Here is a 14,669-nt window from a genome sequence, read left to right on the forward strand (position 1 = left end):
CCTGCATCGCAGGGGCCTTTTTTGGCATAATGCCTGCCTAGGCAAATACAGATCAATCAATCATTTTCAGCTTACCGTCAGGATGAAACGCCTTTTCTCTACTGCTGTATTGGTGCTGGCCCTCGGCGGCTGCGCGCTGATCGAGCCCGGGCCCGAACCCGTGGCGGCGCTGGACGCGGCCAAGCTGGGGCTCACCGCCCAGGACGCCGACTGGCCCACCGACCGCTGGTGGCAGCGCTACGGCGATCCGCAGCTCGACGCCCTGCTGGACGAGGCGCTGGCAAACAACCCTTCGATGAGCGCGGCCCAGGCGCGCCTGGCGCGGGCCAACGCCGCCGTCAGTTCGGCGCGCGCGCCGCTGCTGCCGCGCGTGGACGCCAACTACGCCCTGACGCGCGAGCACCTGTCCAAGGACTACATCTACCCGGCGCCGATGGGCGGCTCGGTGGTCAGCGACAACCGGCTGGCGCTGGACTTCAGCTACGAGCTGGACTTCTGGGGCAAGAACCGCTCGCGCCTGAAGGCGGCGGTCTCGGAACAGCAGGCCGCCGCGGCCGACGCCCAGGCGGCGCGCAACCTGCTGGCCAGCGCCACGGTGCGGGCCTACCTGAACCTGCAGAACGCCTTCGCCCAGCGCGACGTGCTCCAGCGCGTGCTGGCGCAGCGCGCCGAAGTGCTGGAACTGACCCAGGGCCGCTACGGCGCCGGGCTGGACACGCAGGTGGAGGTCAAACAGGCGGAATCCTCGCTGGCCGCCGGCAAGGTCGAGCTGACCCAGACCGAAACCACGCTGGCCCAACTGCGCAACCAGGTCGCGGCGCTGGCTGGCGCCGGACCGCAGCGCGGACAGTCCCTGACGCCGGTCGCGCTGACCGCGCCGGCCGGCGGCGTACCGGCCAGCGTGCCGCTGGACCTGCTGGGCCATCGTCCCGACGTCGCCGCCGCCAAGTGGCGCGCCGAAGCCGCCCGCCACGCCATCGACAGCGCCAAGGCCGAGTTCTATCCCAACGTGAACCTGGTGGCCTTCGCCGGCTTCCAGGCCATGGGCACCGGCAACCTGCTGGGCGCCGACGCCCGCATGGCCGGGTTCGGCCCGGCGGTCACGCTGCCGATCTTCCACGGCGGCGAACTCAACGCCAATCTGGCCGGCCGCCGCGCCGACGCCGACCTGGCCGTCTCGGACTACAACCAGACCGTGCTGGACGCGGTGCGCCAGGTGGCCGACGCGCTCGACGCCCTGCGCCTGCTGGACCGCGAAAAGGCCGAGCAGCGCCAGGCCCGCGAAGCCATCGACGCGGCCTACGACCTGGCCGTCAAGCGCTACAAGGCCGGCATGGGCAACTACATCTCCGTGCTCATCGCGCAGACCGGCGTGCTGACCCAGGCGCGCCTGGAAACCGATCTGCGCATCCGCGCCTACCAGCTCGACGCCAACCTGGCCAATGCCCTGGGCGGAGGCTACGTCCCCGCCGCCGGGTCCGAACCCGCCACGTCTTCCACTCATTGAACGCTCCCCGGATTCAGACGTCATGACCGCTGCCACTCCCGCCGCCAATCCCGCCCGTAAACGCCTGCTGCTGCTGGCCACCGGGGCCTTCATACTCGTCGCGATCGCCTACGGCATCTGGTGGGTGCTGTTCGGCGCCCACTTCGAAAGCACCGACGACGCCTACGTGCACGGCAACCTGGTGCAGATCACGCCCCAGGTGCCTGGCACGGTCGTGGCCATCGAGGCCGACGACACGGAAACCGTCGCCGCCGGCCAGCCGCTGGTGCGGCTGGACCCCGCCGACACCGACGTGGCCCTGCAACAGGCCCAGGCCAAGCTCGCGCAGACCGTGCGCCAGGTGCGCACCATCTATGTCCAGAACGACGCGCTGGCCGCCGACGTGGATCTGCGCCGCGCCGACATCCTGCGCGCCGAGGCTGAACTCAACCGCGCCCAGAGCGACGTCAAGCGCCGCCAGCTGCTGGCCAAGTCCGGCGGCGTCAGCGGCGAGGAAATCCTGCACGCCGAAGTCGCGCTGAAGTCGGCCCAGTCCGGCCTGGCCCAGGCGCGCGCCGCGCTGGCGGCCTCGCGCGCCAAGCTGGAGACCAACCAGGCCCTGACCCAGGGCACCACGGTGGCCGAGCATCCCGACGTGCGCCAGGCCGAGGCCGGCCTGCGCAACGCCTGGCTGGCGCAGTCGCGCACCGTGCTGCCCGCCCCGGTGGCCGGCATCGTTGCCCGGCGCAGCGTGCAGGTCGGCCAGCGGGTCGCCCCCGGCTCGGCGCTGATGACGGTGGTGCCGCTGGACCAGGTCTGGGTGGAAGCGAATTTCAAGGAAGGCCAGCTGCGCAAGATGCGCATCGGACAGCCGGCCAAGCTGGTGGCCGACCTGTACGGCAGCTCGGTGACCTATCACGGCACCGTCGCCGGCCTGGACGCCGGCACCGGCAGCGCCTTCGCGCTGCTGCCGGCCCAGAACGCCACCGGCAACTGGATCAAGGTGGTGCAGCGCGTGCCCGTGCGCATCGCGCTGGACCCGGAAGACCTGAAAAAGCACCCGCTGCGCGTGGGCCTGTCGATGGACGTGGAAGTCGACGTGGGCAAGCAGGAAGGCGAGCCGCTGACGCAGGCCGAACGCAAGGAGCCGGTCTGGTCGACCCGCGCCTTCGAGCCGGCCCATGACGAAGTCGACGCCATGATCGCCAGAATCATCAAGGCCAACCTCGCATCATGAACGCCACCGCCCAGCCCGCGGGCGCGGCAGCCGCCCCCCAGCCCGCCCGGCCGCCGGGCGCCCATCCGCCGCTCGAAGGCGCGACCCGCATCATCGGTTCGATCGCGCTGTCGACCGCGGTGTTCATGAACGTGCTGGACACCTCGATCGCGAACGTGTCCATCCCCACCATCTCGGGCGACCTGGGCGTCAGCACCAGCCAGGGCACCTGGGTCATCACCTCGTTTGCCGTCGCCAACGCCATCACGGTGCCGCTGACCGGCTGGCTGACGCAGCGCTTCGGCCAGGTGCGCCTGTTCCTGATCTCGACGCTGCTGTTCGTGCTGGCCTCGTGGCTTTGCGGCTTCTCGCCGTCGCTGGAGGCGCTGATCGCGTTCCGCGTGCTGCAGGGCGCGGTCGCCGGCCCCATGATCCCGCTGTCGCAGGCGCTGATGCTGGCCAGCTTCCCCAAGTCCAAGTCGGGCATGGCGCTGGCGGTCTGGTCCATGACCACGCTGGTCGCGCCCGTGGCCGGGCCGCTGCTGGGCGGCTGGATCTCCGACAACTACACCTGGCCGTGGATCTTCTACATCAACGTGCCGGTGGGCCTGCTGGCCGCCTGGATCAGCTGGCGCATCTACGGCAACCGCGAATCGCAGACCCGCAAGCTGCCGATCGACAAGGTCGGCCTGGCGCTGCTGGTGGTCTGGGTGGGCGCGCTGCAGATCATGCTGGACAAGGGCAAGGAACTGGACTGGTTCGCCAGCTCCACCATCATCGCGCTGGCCGCGATCGCCTTCGTGGCCTTCGTTTTCTTCCTGATCTGGGAACTGACCGACGCCCACCCCGTGGTGGACCTGCGGCTCTTCAAGATCCGCAACTTCACGGTCGGCGCGCTGACGCTGGCGGTGGCCTACGGCGTGTTCTTCGGCAACGTGGTGCTGCTGCCGCTATGGCTGCAAAGCAATATGGGCTATACGGCCACCTACGCCGGCCTGGTGACCGCGCCGGTGGGCCTGCTGGCCATCCTGCTCACGCCCATCGTCGGCCGGATGCTGGCCACGCGCGACCCGCGCCAGATCGTGACGGTGGCCTTCCTGATCTTCGCGCTGGTGTGCTTCATGCGCTCGGGCTTCAATACGCAGACCGACGTGCGCACCCTGATGACGCCGACCATCATCCAGGGCGCGGCGATGGCGGCCTTCTTCGTGCCGCTGACCGCGATCACGCTCACCAGCATCGAGCCATGGCGCATTCCCGCGGCCTCGGGCCTGTCGAACTTCCTGCGCCTGACCGCCGGCGCGTTCGGCACCTCGATCTCCACCACGCTGTGGGAAAACCGCGCCACCATGCACCACGCCCAGCTGACCGAAGCCGCCCGCCCCGGCGAGCCGGCCTTCGACCATACGCTGAACACGCTGCAGAACAGCCTGGGCGTGTCGCACCAGCAGGCGCTCAGCATGATAGACGGCATGATCAACGGCCAGGCCTTCACCATGTCGGCGCTGGACGTGTTCTACGCGTCGGCGATCATCTTCCTGGCGTTGACCGGACTGGTATGGTTCGCGCGCCCGCGCTCGGCCCAGGGCGGCGGCGGCGGCGCAGCCGAGGCGGCAGCCGGAGCACATTGATTGGGTCCCCCCCCCTACCCGCTGACGCGGGCCCCCCAGGGGGCGGCACTGGCGGACCGGCGGAGCCGGATCCGCTGTGCCCCCGATCGGGCGGCGGTGTTTGCCGGCGAGGGTTATTCCTTTAGCAAGGTCTGCCAGTCTAGGCGTTCGATGATGTCGGCCGACAGCGCGCTGATGGGCGACAGGTTGAACACCGAGACGCCCCGGGCGCGCCATTGCGCGGACGCGAAGCGGAAGGACGGCTCGATCAGCTGGGCGAAATTGCGCGCCAGCCGGCTGGCCTGGGGCGTCTGCCCCTCGTCGTAGAAACGCAGCCCGTTCTGCAGCGTCAGGTCCAGCCCGTGCACATAGATCTGGCGGGCGCCGCCCGAGATCAGCACCTGCAGGGCCGCATAGGCCACGGTGTCGGCGTCGAAGACGCCGAGCGCCGCGTCGAAGCTGTAGCCCAGCCCCTGCTTGGCGTCCAGCAGCTGCACGTCGGGCGTGACCGCGGCCATGCGCTTGAGGACGGACGGCGCGGCGCTGCGCTGGTAGGCGCGCTCGGAAATCAACTCGATGATGCAGACGCGGCAGCGGATGGATTCCTGCGGGATGCCCTGCATGATGTAGCGCAGCACCTCGGGCAGGACGTAAAGCGTCAGGTCGCGCGAGACGATTTCACGCACCAGGTCGATGCGGTCCCTGACGAAATTCTGGTCGATGATGCAGTAGTACTTGAACGGCAGGTCGAACTTGCGCGCCAGCGCGATGGCGCCGTTGACGCCCATGGCGGCGCGGATGTCGAGGCGGTCGTAGGGGATCTGGGCGACCGAGGGGCCGCTCAGGATCAGATGCATGGTGACGTCGGCGGGGTCGTATCCCTGCCGCAGCGGCGTGACCGGCAGCGAGCGCCCGAAGGCGCGGAACCCGCAAATCGCGCCGGCGCGGTCGCGCCAGATCCGGACGAAGGGCCACAAGTGCTGGTTGTGCCGCTGCGTGCGCGAGCGCAGCAAGCGGAAAAGCTTGCGCACGAACCGGTCAGCCCGCCCGCCGCCCACATGGACGGCGGGGGAGGAAAAAGCCGAATCTTCCATCTACTAGCCTAAAGCCCTGAGCGCGGGCCGCCCTCAGCCGGCCGCGATCAGCGACGCGATCGCGCTGCCGACCTCGGCGGTCGAGGCATTGCCCTGCATGTCCCGCGTGCGCGGGCCTTCGGCCAATACCGTTTCGATCGCCTTGACGACGGCGGCCGAAGCCTCGGGGTAACCCAGGAAATCGAGCATCAGCGCCCCGCTCCAGATCTGGCCGATCGGATTGGCGATGCCCTTGCCATAAATGTCCGGCGCCGAACCGTGCACCGGCTCGAACAGGGACGGGAACTTGCGGTCGGGATTCAGGTTGGCCGACGGCGCGATACCGATGGTCCCGGTGCAGGCCGGCCCCAGGTCGGACAGGATGTCGCCGAACAGGTTGGAGGCCACCACCACGTCGAACCAGTCGGGGTGCTGCACGAAGTGCGCGCACAGGATGTCGATGTGGTATTTGTCCCAGCGCACGTCGGGATAGCTCTGCGCCACGTCGGCCACGCGCTCGTCCCACCACGGCATGGAAATCGAAATGCCGTTGGACTTGGTGGCCGCGGTCAGGTGCTTGCCGCGCTTTTGCGCCAGCTCGAACGCGAACTTCAGGACGCGGTCGGCGCCCACGCGGGTGAACACGCTTTCCTGGATGACGACTTCGCGCTCGGTGCCGGCGAACAGGCGGCCGCCGCTGTTGGAGTACTCACCCTCGGTGTTCTCGCGCACGATGTAGAAATCGATCTCGCCGGGCTTGCGGTCCTTGAGCGGCGACGGCACGCCGGGCATCAGGCGCACCGGGCGCAGGTTGATGTACTGGTCGAATTCGCGGCGGAACTTGAACAGCGAACCCCACAGCGCCTCGTGGTCGGGCACGGTGGCGGGCCAGCCGATGGCGCCGAAGAAAATGGCTTCGTGCTGGCCGATACGGGCTTGCCAGTCGTCCGGCATCATGGCGCCGTGCTTGGCGTAATAGTCGCAGCTCCAGTCGAAATGGTCCCACTGGAAATCGATGCCGAAGCGCGTGGCCACCGCGTCCAGCACTTTCAGGCCTTCGGGCACGACTTCCTTGCCGATTCCGTCTCCGGGGATTACTGCAATCTTGTGTTTCTTTGACACCGCGTCTTCCTCTGTTTTTTACCGGGTCCGCCTGTGGAAAAGGCTACGGAAAGCCTTGCGCAGACCCTGGGGAATGCCCCGCCCGAAATGATAGACACAAACGGGCACGGCGCAACACCCTCGCTTACCGCAGCCGCTGCGACAGCCCGCCCTTTTACAAAAAACCCGTTTCGAGCCGCTACCCGATCCGCCTCAGCGCCGGCCCTTGGAGCCCAGCAGGGACCCGAGTATGCCGCGGGTCAGCTCGCGCGCGATCGAGCGCATGGTGCTCTTGGCCACGCTCTGGACGATGCCGTCGCGCTTGCCGCCGCGCGGCCCGGTCGAGCCGAACAGCACGTCGTTCAGGCTGTCCATCAGCCCGCCGCCGGCATCGGCCGGCGCCTGGCCGGCGCCCTGCCCGGCCTCGGGCTGCGCGCCCGGCGCCGCCTCGGCCGGCTTGGCCGCGCGTCTGGCCAGCACCTCGTAGGCCGATTCGCGGTCGATGGCTTTTTCGTACTTGGCGGCCAGCGTGCTGCCCTGGCGCAGCGCCTGGCGCTCGGCGTCGGTGGCCGGGCCGATGCGGCTCGCCGGCGGCACGATATAGGCGCGCTCGGTGGGCATGGGGCGGCCCTTGGCGTCCAGCAGCGACACCAGGGCCTCGCCCACGCCCAGTTCGGTGATGGCCGCCTCGATGTCCAGGCCGGGATTGGGCCGCATGGTCTGCGCCGCCGTCTTCACCGCCTTCTGGTCGCGCGGCGTGAAGGCGCGCAGCGCATGCTGCACGCGGTTGCCGAGCTGGCCCAGCACCGTATCGGGAATGTCCAGCGGGTTCTGCGTCACGAAATAGACGCCCACGCCCTTGGAGCGGACCAGCCGCACCACCTGCTCGATCTTGTTCAGCAGCGCGGCCGGGGCGTCGTTGAACAGCAGGTGCGCCTCGTCGAAGAAGAACACCAGCTTGGGCTGGTCCATGTCGCCCACCTCGGGCAGCTTTTCGTACAGGTCGGCCAGCAGCCACAGCAGGAAAATCGCGTACAGGCGCGGCGCCTGCATCAGCTTGTCGGCGGCCAGCACGTTGACCATGCCGCGGCCCTGGGCGTCGGTGCGCATCAGGTCGGCCACGTCCAGCATCGGCTCGCCGAAGAAGCGCTCCGCCCCCTGGGACTCCAGGGCCAAGAGACCGCGCTGGATGGCGCCGATGCTGGCCGAGGACACGTTGCCGTAGCGCGTCTTGAGCTGCGCCGCGCGGTCGGCCACGTCCTGGAGCATGGCGCGCAGGTCTTTCAGGTCCAGCAGCAGTTGCCCTTCGTCGTCGGCCACCTTGAACACCAGCGTCAGCACGCCTTCCTGGGTGTCGTTCAGCTCCAGGATGCGCGACAGCAGCAGCGGCCCCATGTCGGACACGGTGGCGCGCACCGGCAGCCCCTGCTCGCCGAACACGTCCCAGAGCGTCACCGGGCTGGCGCCCCAGGCCGGCTCGTCCAGGCCCAGGTTCTTGAGGCGTTCCATGAGCTTGGGGCTGGCCGTGCCGGCCTGCGAAATACCGGTCAGGTCGCCCTTGACGTCGGCCATGAACACCGGCGTGCCGATGCGGGAAAAGGACTCGGCCAGCACCTGCAGCGTCACCGTCTTGCCGGTGCCCGTGGCGCCGGTGATGCAGCCGTGCCGGTTGGCCAGGGCGGGCAGCAGCGCCAGCTCGGCCTGGGCGTTCTTGGCGATGACGATGGGGTTGGGCATGGACGGCTCTCCGGACCAGGAAACTGAGGGATGCCCAAGTGTAGAGCCTCGCGCGCGGCTTGTGCGCGTGGCAATAAGGGTACAGGCGGGCGGGCTTGCGGCCGGCCCCCGGGCGCGCGGCCCGCCGTCACGGTAAAATGCCATTTTTGCAGACAATTTATCCTGGGAAGCCATGGCCGGACACAGCAAATGGGCCAATATTCAGCACCGCAAAGGGCGCCAAGACGCCAAGCGCGGCAAGCTCTGGACCAAGATCATTCGTGAAATCACCGTGGCGGCGCGCGCCGGCGGCCCCGACCCCGACAGCAATCCGCGTCTGCGCATGGCCTGGGACAAGGCCACCGACGCCAACATGCCCAAGGACAACATCCAGCGCGCCATCCAGCGCGGGGCGGGCGGCGCCGACGGCGACGCCTACGAGGAAGTGCGCTACGAAGGCTACGGCATCGGCGGCGCGGCGGTGATCGTCGACTGCATGACCGACAACCGCACCCGCACCGTCGCCGAAGTGCGCCACGCCTTCGCCAAGAACGGCGGCAACCTGGGCCAGGAAGGCTCGGTGGCCTTCATGTTCAAGCATTGCGGCCAGTTCGTGTTCGCGCCCGGTACCTCTGAAGACAAGGTCATGGAAGCCGCCCTCGAGGCCGGCGCCGAAGACGTGACCACCGACGAGGAAGGCGTGATCGAAGTGGTCTGCGCGCCGGCCGACTACGCCGCCGTGCGCCGCGCCTTCGACGAGGCCGGCCTGAAGGCCGAAGTCGACGGCATCGTCATGAAGGCCCTGAACGAAACCGAACTGGCCGGCGAAGACGCCGTCAAGATGCAGAAACTGCTCGACGCCCTGGAAGGCCTGGACGACGTGCAGGAAGTCTATACCACCGTCGTTTTCGACGAAGCGCAGTAAATCCTCCCTCCCCTGCGCTGCGTCGCGGGGGTGTTAATCGGGGCCGGGCCATCCCGGCCCCGAATGGCTATCTTCAGACTCACCCCAACATGAAACTCCTGGTTATTGGCTCGGGCGGCCGCGAACATGCCCTCGCCTGGCGGCTGGCCCGCTCCCCGCGCGTACACAAGGTGTACGTCGCCCCGGGCAACGGCGGCACGCAACGGGCCGAGCAGATGGAGAACATCCCGCTCACCAATGCCGAGGAACTGGCCGATTTCGTGCAGCGCGAAGGCGTGGCCCTCACCGTGGTCGGCCCCGAAGCGCCGCTGGCCGCCGGCGTCGTGGACGTGTTCCGCGCCCGCGGCCTGAAAATCTTCGGCCCGACCAAGGCCGCCGCCCAGCTGGAGAGCTCCAAGGATTACGCCAAGGCCTTCATGGTGCGGCACAACATCCCCACCGCCCGCTACCAGACCTTCACCGACCCGGCCCAGGCGCATGCCTACATCGACCAGGAAGGCGCCCCCATCGTGATCAAGGCCGACGGCCTGGCCGCGGGCAAGGGCGTGGTGGTCGCCGCCACGCTCGAAGAGGCGCACGCCGCCATCGACGCCATGCTGGGCGACGGCTCCATGGGCGAGGCCGGCGCGCGCGTGGTCATCGAGGAATGCCTGGTGGGCGAGGAAGCCAGCTTCATCGTCATGTGCGACGGCCGCAACGTGCTAGCCCTGGCCACCAGCCAGGACCACAAGCGCCTGCTCGACGGCGACCAGGGTCCCAACACCGGCGGCATGGGCGCCTATTCGCCCGCGCCCATCGTCACCCCCGAACTGCACCACCGCATCATGCGCGAAATCATCCTGCCGACCGTGCAGGGCATGGCGCGCGACGGCATTCCGTACACCGGCTTCCTGTACGCCGGCCTGATGATCGCCCCCGGCGACGACCCCGACCGCGCCATCAAGACGCTGGAATTCAACTGCCGCATGGGCGACCCGGAAACCCAGCCCATCATGATGCGGGTCAAGAGCGACCTGCTCGACGCCCTGGAACATGCCGTCGAGGGCACGCTGGACCAGGCCGACATCGTCTGGGACCGCCGCACCGCGCTGGGCGCCGTGCTGGCCGCGCACAACTACCCGGGCACGCCGCGCACCGGCGACGCCATCCGCGGCCTGCCGGCCGACGCCGAGGACTGCATGGTGTTCCACGCCGCCACCCGGATCGAGGACGGCGAGATCAAGACCACCGGCGGCCGCGTGCTGTGCGTCACGGCCCTGGGCGACTCGGTCAAGATGGCCCGCGACCGCGTCTACGAAACCATAGACGGCGTGCACTTCGACGGCCGCCAGTACCGCAGCGACATCGGCTGGCGCGCGCTCAAGCCCTCGCAGCAGAAGTCCAAGTCCAACGCCTGACCGGAGCCCGCCGATGAACGCCTTGCCCGTCTCCGCCGTGCGGGACTACCTCACCGGCTTGCAGGCCCGCATCGTCGGCGCCCTGGAAGAAGCGGAAGGCGCCGCCTTCCGCGCCGATGAATGGCAGCGTCCCGAAGGCGGCGGCGGCCTGTCGCGCCTGCTCGAAGGCGGCCAGCTGTTCGAACGGGCCGGCGTGCTGTTCAGCCATGTCCAGGGTTCCAAGCTGCCGCCCTCGGCCAGCGCGCACCGGCCGGAACTCGCCGGCCGCTCCTGGGAGGCGATGGGCGTGTCCATGGTGCTGCACCCGCGCAATCCGCACGTGCCCACCACGCACATGAACGTGCGCATGTTCACGGCGGCCGCGCGCCCCGGCCACGACGAAGCCGACGTTTTCTGGTTCGGCGGCGGCCTGGACCTGACCCCGTACTATCCGTTCGAGGAAGACGCGCGCCACTTCCACGCCGTATGCCGCGACGCGCTGGCCGGCCACGGCGCCGACTACTACCCACGCTACAAGCGCTGGTGCGACGAATACTTCTTCCTCAAGCACCGCAACGAAACCCGCGGAATCGGCGGCATCTTCTTCGACGACCTGAACGCCCCGGGCTTCGACGCCTCCTTCGCCCTGACCCGCTCGGTCGGCGACGCCTTCCTGCCGGCCTACATGCCCATCGTGGAACGCCGCCGCGCCCTGGCCTACGGCGAGCGCGAACGCGACTTCCAGGCCTACCGCCGCGGCCGCTACGTGGAATTCAACCTGGTGTTCGACCGCGGCACGCTGTTCGGCCTGCAATCGGGCGGACGCACCGAATCCATCCTGCTGTCCATGCCGCCGCTGGCGCAGTGGCGCTACGACTGGCAGCCGCAGGCCGGCACGCCCGAGGCCGAACTGGCCGCCTACCTCAAGCCGCGGGACTGGGTTTGAAGCGCATCGGTCTCCTGGGCGGCAGTTTCGACCCCGTCCACGTCGCGCACATCGCGCTCGCCCAGACCGCGCTGCAGGCGCTGGGCCTGGCGGAAGTGCAGCTCATCCCGGCGGCCAACCCCTGGCAGCGCGCCGCGCTGCACGCCACCGGCCGCCAGCGCCTGGACATGCTGGAACTGGCGATCGCCGGCCATGCCGGGCTGGCCGTCAACCCGATCGAAATCGAACGGGGCGGCGCCACCTACACCCTCGACACCCTGCGCGCCCTGCCTGGCGGGGCGCGCTACGTCTGGCTGTTGGGCGCCGACCAACTCGCCAATTTCTGCACCTGGCGCAACTGGCAGGACATCGCCAGCTTGGTGGACCTGGCCGTGGCCACCCGTCCCGGCACGCCGCTGGCCGCACCGCCGGAACTGGCCCGGCACCTCGGCGCCCTGGGCCGCGAATTGCAGGAACTGCCGTTCGCGCCCATGCCGGTATCGGCCTCCGACATCCGCCAGCGCCTGGCGCGCGGCGCATCCACCGAAGGCCTGCTCGCGCCGCCCGTCGCCGCGTATATTGCGGCGCACCATCTCTACCGATAAACCCCACCCGCCGGGCGTTCCAAACGTCCCAAAGCCAGCCTCTCGCTGACCCTGCGCGGGTTATATTTACAGTTATGGATATACAAAAACTCCAACGCGCCGTCATCGACGCCCTCGAAGACGTCAAGGCGCAAGACATCAAGGTTTTCAACACCACGCATCTGACCAGCCTGTTCGATCGCGTCGTGATTGCAAGCGCCACCTCCAACCGCCAGACCCGCGCGCTGGCCTCCAGCGTATCCGACCGCGGCCGCGCGCTCGGCCTGTCCGGCATCACCATCGAAGGCGAAGACACCGGCGAATGGGTCGTGGTCGACCTGGGCGACGTGGTCGTGCACATCATGCAGCCGGCCATCCGCCAGTACTACAACCTGGAAGAAATCTGGGGCGGCAAGCCGGTGCGCGTCAAGCTGCTGCCGGAATCCACCCGTCCCGCGCCCATCGCCGGCGACAGCGCCTACGACGGCACCGACTACTGAGCGCGCCGTGAAGCTCATCGTCGTGGCCGTGGGCACGCGCATGCCGGACTGGGTGCAGACCGCCTGGGACGACTACGCCAAGCGCCTGCCCGCCGATTGCGCGCTGGAACTGCGCGAGATCAAGCCCGAACCCCGCAACAGCGGCAAGACGCCGGCCCAGATGATGGCGGCCGAGGCCAAGCGGATCGACGCCGCCCTGCCCGCCGGCGTCCTGCGCCTGGCGCTGGACGAACGCGGCCGCGACCTCACCACCATGGCCCTGTCCCAAAAGCTGGAGCAATGGCGCGCCGGCGGCCAGGACGTGGCCTTCCTGGTCGGCGGCCCGGACGGCCTGGACCCCGAACTGAAAGCCGCCTGCAGCGGCCAGTTGCGGCTGTCTTCGCTGACGCTGCCGCACCCCATGGTGCGCGTGGTGCTGGCCGAGCAGCTCTACCGGGCCTGGGCCATCATGACCAACCATCCCTATCATCGCGCCTGAACGGCCCGGCCTCGCCGTAGCAATGACCGACACAACCACCTCGACCGCCCGCCTCTACCTCGCCTCGGCCAGCCCCAGGCGGCGCGAACTGCTGACGCAGATCGGCCTGCCCCACGAAGTGCTGCGGGTGCCGGCTCCGCCGGGCGAGGACGAACCCCAGCATCCCGGCGAAAGCGCCGCCGACTACGTCCAGCGCACCGCGCGCGACAAGGCGCTGCGCGGACGCGACTGGATGCATGAAAACCGTCTGCCGCGCCTGCCGTTGCTGGCCGCCGACACCACCGTGATCCTGGACGGCCAGGTCCTGGGCAAGCCCGCGGACCGCGCCGACGCCCAGCGCATCCTGCGCGCGCTGTCGGGCGCCGCCCACGAAGTGCGCACCGCCGTCGCGGTCTGGACCGGCGAGCAACTGCTGGAGGCGGTTTCCATCACCGAAGTCCGCATGCGCGACCTGACGGACGACGAAATCGGCCGCTACTGCGACAGCGGCGAACCCTACGGCAAGGCCGGCGCCTACGGCATCCAGGGCCTGGCCGGCACGTTCATCTCGCATATCTCGGGCAGCTACACCGGCGTGATGGGCCTGCCGGTGTTCGAAACCGCCAACCTGCTGCGCGCCGCCGGCATCCGCACGCCCTGAGACGTTCGCCCGCGATGACGGGCGACCAGCGCTCACTCGATGGGCTTGAAGCCGATTTTCCGGACCAGCGTCCGCCAGCGCTCGGTCGAGGCGGTCAACTCGGCGCCCAGCAGCTGCGCCGGCTTGAAGTCAGGCAGGTATTCCGACCTGGCCAGCGTGTCGCGCACGGTCGCGTCCTGAAGCGCCGACCGCATGGCGTCTTGCAGCCGGGCGATGTCCGGCTCGGGCGTCCCCTGGCGGGCGACGATGCCGATAAATTCCTCGAACACGATATCCGGGTAGCCCAGCTCCGCCAGCGTGGGCACGTCCGGGGAAAACGGGGAGCGGACCGCCGACGTGACCGCCAGGACTTTGAGGCGCCCCGCTTTCACCAGCTCGATGAAGTTGCTGGACAGATTCACCGCCAGACTGACTTCGCCCGCGACCACCGCCTGGGTCAACTGCGGCCCGCCGCGATAGCTGATGGGTTCGAGCGACAGATTCTCGGCCTGTGCCAGCAACCGGCCCACGAACTCGGTGGCGTTGCCCAACCCGGGCACGCCGAACGTCGCCTCCTTGGTCGACCTGGCCCAGGCCACGAACTCCTGCAGCGTGGAATACGGCGCATCGGCGGGCGCCACGACCGACAAGTGGTAGATGCACAGTTTGCAGACCGGAGCGAACTCCGCAAGGCTGTACGGCAGCCGCTTGTAGACGTGCGGGTAGGCGGTGAGCATCGAGGCCGGCGTGAGCGCGAAGTTCGATCCGTCGGCCTGCGCGTTGCGCAGCCAATCCAGCGCGATGCGCCCGCCCGCGCCGGTCCGATTCTCGATCACCATCGCCTGCCCGAGATCGCGGCGGGCCGGCTCGGCGACCGCGCGGGCGACGAGGTCGGGGCCACCGCCAGGTGGAAAACCCACCATCAAGGTGATGGGCTTCCTCGACTGCGCGCGGACACTGCCGGCGCCGCTCATCGCCGCGCCGAAACCGGCCACCCGCGCGGCTGCAACTCCCGCGCCCATTTTCATCAGAAAACTGCGTCTCGACATGCTGGTCTCCT

Annotated in this window: 14 protein-coding genes; 10 read left to right on the forward strand and 4 right to left on the reverse strand. The window is 69.0% G+C overall.

All coding sequences use genetic code 11. The features are described from left to right. Positions 1-82 precede the first annotated feature (82 nt). The 3 genes from AC1IQ6_RS18715 to AC1IQ6_RS18725 are packed head-to-tail and all read left to right on the forward strand — an operon-like array spanning position 83 to position 4,333. Positions 83-1,507: an efflux transporter outer membrane subunit gene (locus tag AC1IQ6_RS18715; protein WP_485865151.1), complete on the forward strand. Its 1,425-nt coding sequence runs from the start codon at positions 83-85 to the stop codon at positions 1,505-1,507. 22 nt (positions 1,508-1,529) lie between these two features. Beyond that, positions 1,530-2,723 carry an HlyD/EmrA/EmrK family protein gene (locus AC1IQ6_RS18720; protein WP_111827219.1) on the forward strand — a complete coding sequence of 398 codons (1,194 nt, stop codon included), beginning with the start codon at positions 1,530-1,532 and terminating at the stop codon, positions 2,721-2,723. Further along, positions 2,720-4,333: a DHA2 family efflux MFS transporter permease subunit gene (locus AC1IQ6_RS18725; RefSeq protein WP_111827218.1), complete on the forward strand. Its 1,614-nt coding sequence runs from the start codon at positions 2,720-2,722 to the stop codon at positions 4,331-4,333. Before AC1IQ6_RS18720 ends, AC1IQ6_RS18725 begins: the two co-directional genes overlap by 4 nt. Before the next feature lie 113 nt (positions 4,334-4,446). Here the strand turns inward: AC1IQ6_RS18725 and AC1IQ6_RS18730 are convergent, their stop codons facing one another. From AC1IQ6_RS18730 to AC1IQ6_RS18740, 3 genes are all read right to left on the reverse strand, one after another. Then, entirely contained in the window at positions 4,447-5,406 is a 960-nt protein-coding gene (locus AC1IQ6_RS18730) for a hypothetical protein (protein ID WP_111827217.1), read from the reverse strand. Positions 5,407-5,439: 33 nt separating this feature from the next. After that, the gene (locus AC1IQ6_RS18735) at positions 5,440-6,507 is read right to left on the reverse strand and encodes a tartrate dehydrogenase (RefSeq protein ID WP_102771782.1); all 1,068 of its coding nucleotides are present in this window, start codon (positions 6,505-6,507) and stop codon (positions 5,440-5,442) included. A gap of 192 nt (positions 6,508-6,699) precedes the next feature. Next, complete coding sequence (locus AC1IQ6_RS18740) at positions 6,700-8,223, reverse strand: helicase HerA-like C-terminal domain-containing protein (protein WP_485865152.1); 1,524 nt, start codon at positions 8,221-8,223, stop codon at positions 6,700-6,702. A gap of 172 nt (positions 8,224-8,395) precedes the next feature. On the opposite strand from AC1IQ6_RS18740, the gene AC1IQ6_RS18745 reads away from it, so the two are divergent. The 7 genes from AC1IQ6_RS18745 to AC1IQ6_RS18775 all read left to right on the forward strand — a co-directional run bounded on the left by AC1IQ6_RS18745 (position 8,396) and on the right by AC1IQ6_RS18775 (position 13,630). Continuing rightward, positions 8,396-9,127, forward strand: coding sequence for a YebC/PmpR family DNA-binding transcriptional regulator (locus tag AC1IQ6_RS18745; RefSeq protein ID WP_102771784.1), 732 nt, complete (start codon positions 8,396-8,398; stop codon positions 9,125-9,127). Positions 9,128-9,216: 89 nt separating this feature from the next. Beyond that, positions 9,217-10,524 carry a phosphoribosylamine--glycine ligase gene (gene purD, locus AC1IQ6_RS18750; RefSeq protein ID WP_168202329.1) on the forward strand — a complete coding sequence of 436 codons (1,308 nt, stop codon included), beginning with the start codon at positions 9,217-9,219 and terminating at the stop codon, positions 10,522-10,524. A 13-nt stretch (positions 10,525-10,537) separates the two neighbouring features. Continuing rightward, on the forward strand, positions 10,538-11,449 hold the full coding sequence (gene hemF / locus AC1IQ6_RS18755; protein WP_485865153.1) for an oxygen-dependent coproporphyrinogen oxidase: 912 nt from the start codon (positions 10,538-10,540) through the stop codon (positions 11,447-11,449). Continuing rightward, the gene (gene nadD, locus AC1IQ6_RS18760) at positions 11,446-12,033 is read left to right on the forward strand and encodes a nicotinate (nicotinamide) nucleotide adenylyltransferase (RefSeq protein WP_102771787.1); all 588 of its coding nucleotides are present in this window, start codon (positions 11,446-11,448) and stop codon (positions 12,031-12,033) included. The genes hemF and nadD overlap by 4 nt, the downstream gene beginning before the upstream one ends. Before the next feature lie 74 nt (positions 12,034-12,107). Continuing rightward, a complete protein-coding gene (gene rsfS / locus AC1IQ6_RS18765) occupies positions 12,108-12,512 on the forward strand; it encodes a ribosome silencing factor (RefSeq protein ID WP_102771788.1) in 405 nt (134 codons plus the stop codon). Between the two features lie 7 nt (positions 12,513-12,519). Then, positions 12,520-12,990 (forward strand): 23S rRNA (pseudouridine(1915)-N(3))-methyltransferase RlmH, encoded by a 471-nt coding sequence (rlmH, locus tag AC1IQ6_RS18770; RefSeq protein ID WP_102771789.1) that lies wholly within the window; start codon positions 12,520-12,522, stop codon positions 12,988-12,990. 22 nt (positions 12,991-13,012) lie between these two features. Continuing rightward, complete coding sequence (locus AC1IQ6_RS18775) at positions 13,013-13,630, forward strand: Maf family protein (RefSeq protein WP_111827214.1); 618 nt, start codon at positions 13,013-13,015, stop codon at positions 13,628-13,630. Between the two features lie 32 nt (positions 13,631-13,662). Here AC1IQ6_RS18775 and AC1IQ6_RS18780 read toward each other — a convergent pair whose 3' ends face one another. Continuing rightward, a complete protein-coding gene (locus AC1IQ6_RS18780) occupies positions 13,663-14,658 on the reverse strand; it encodes a Bug family tripartite tricarboxylate transporter substrate binding protein (RefSeq protein ID WP_111827213.1) in 996 nt (331 codons plus the stop codon). Positions 14,659-14,669 lie beyond the last annotated feature (11 nt).

It is taken from the genome of Achromobacter sp. MUI-25009338 (assembly GCF_057359325.1).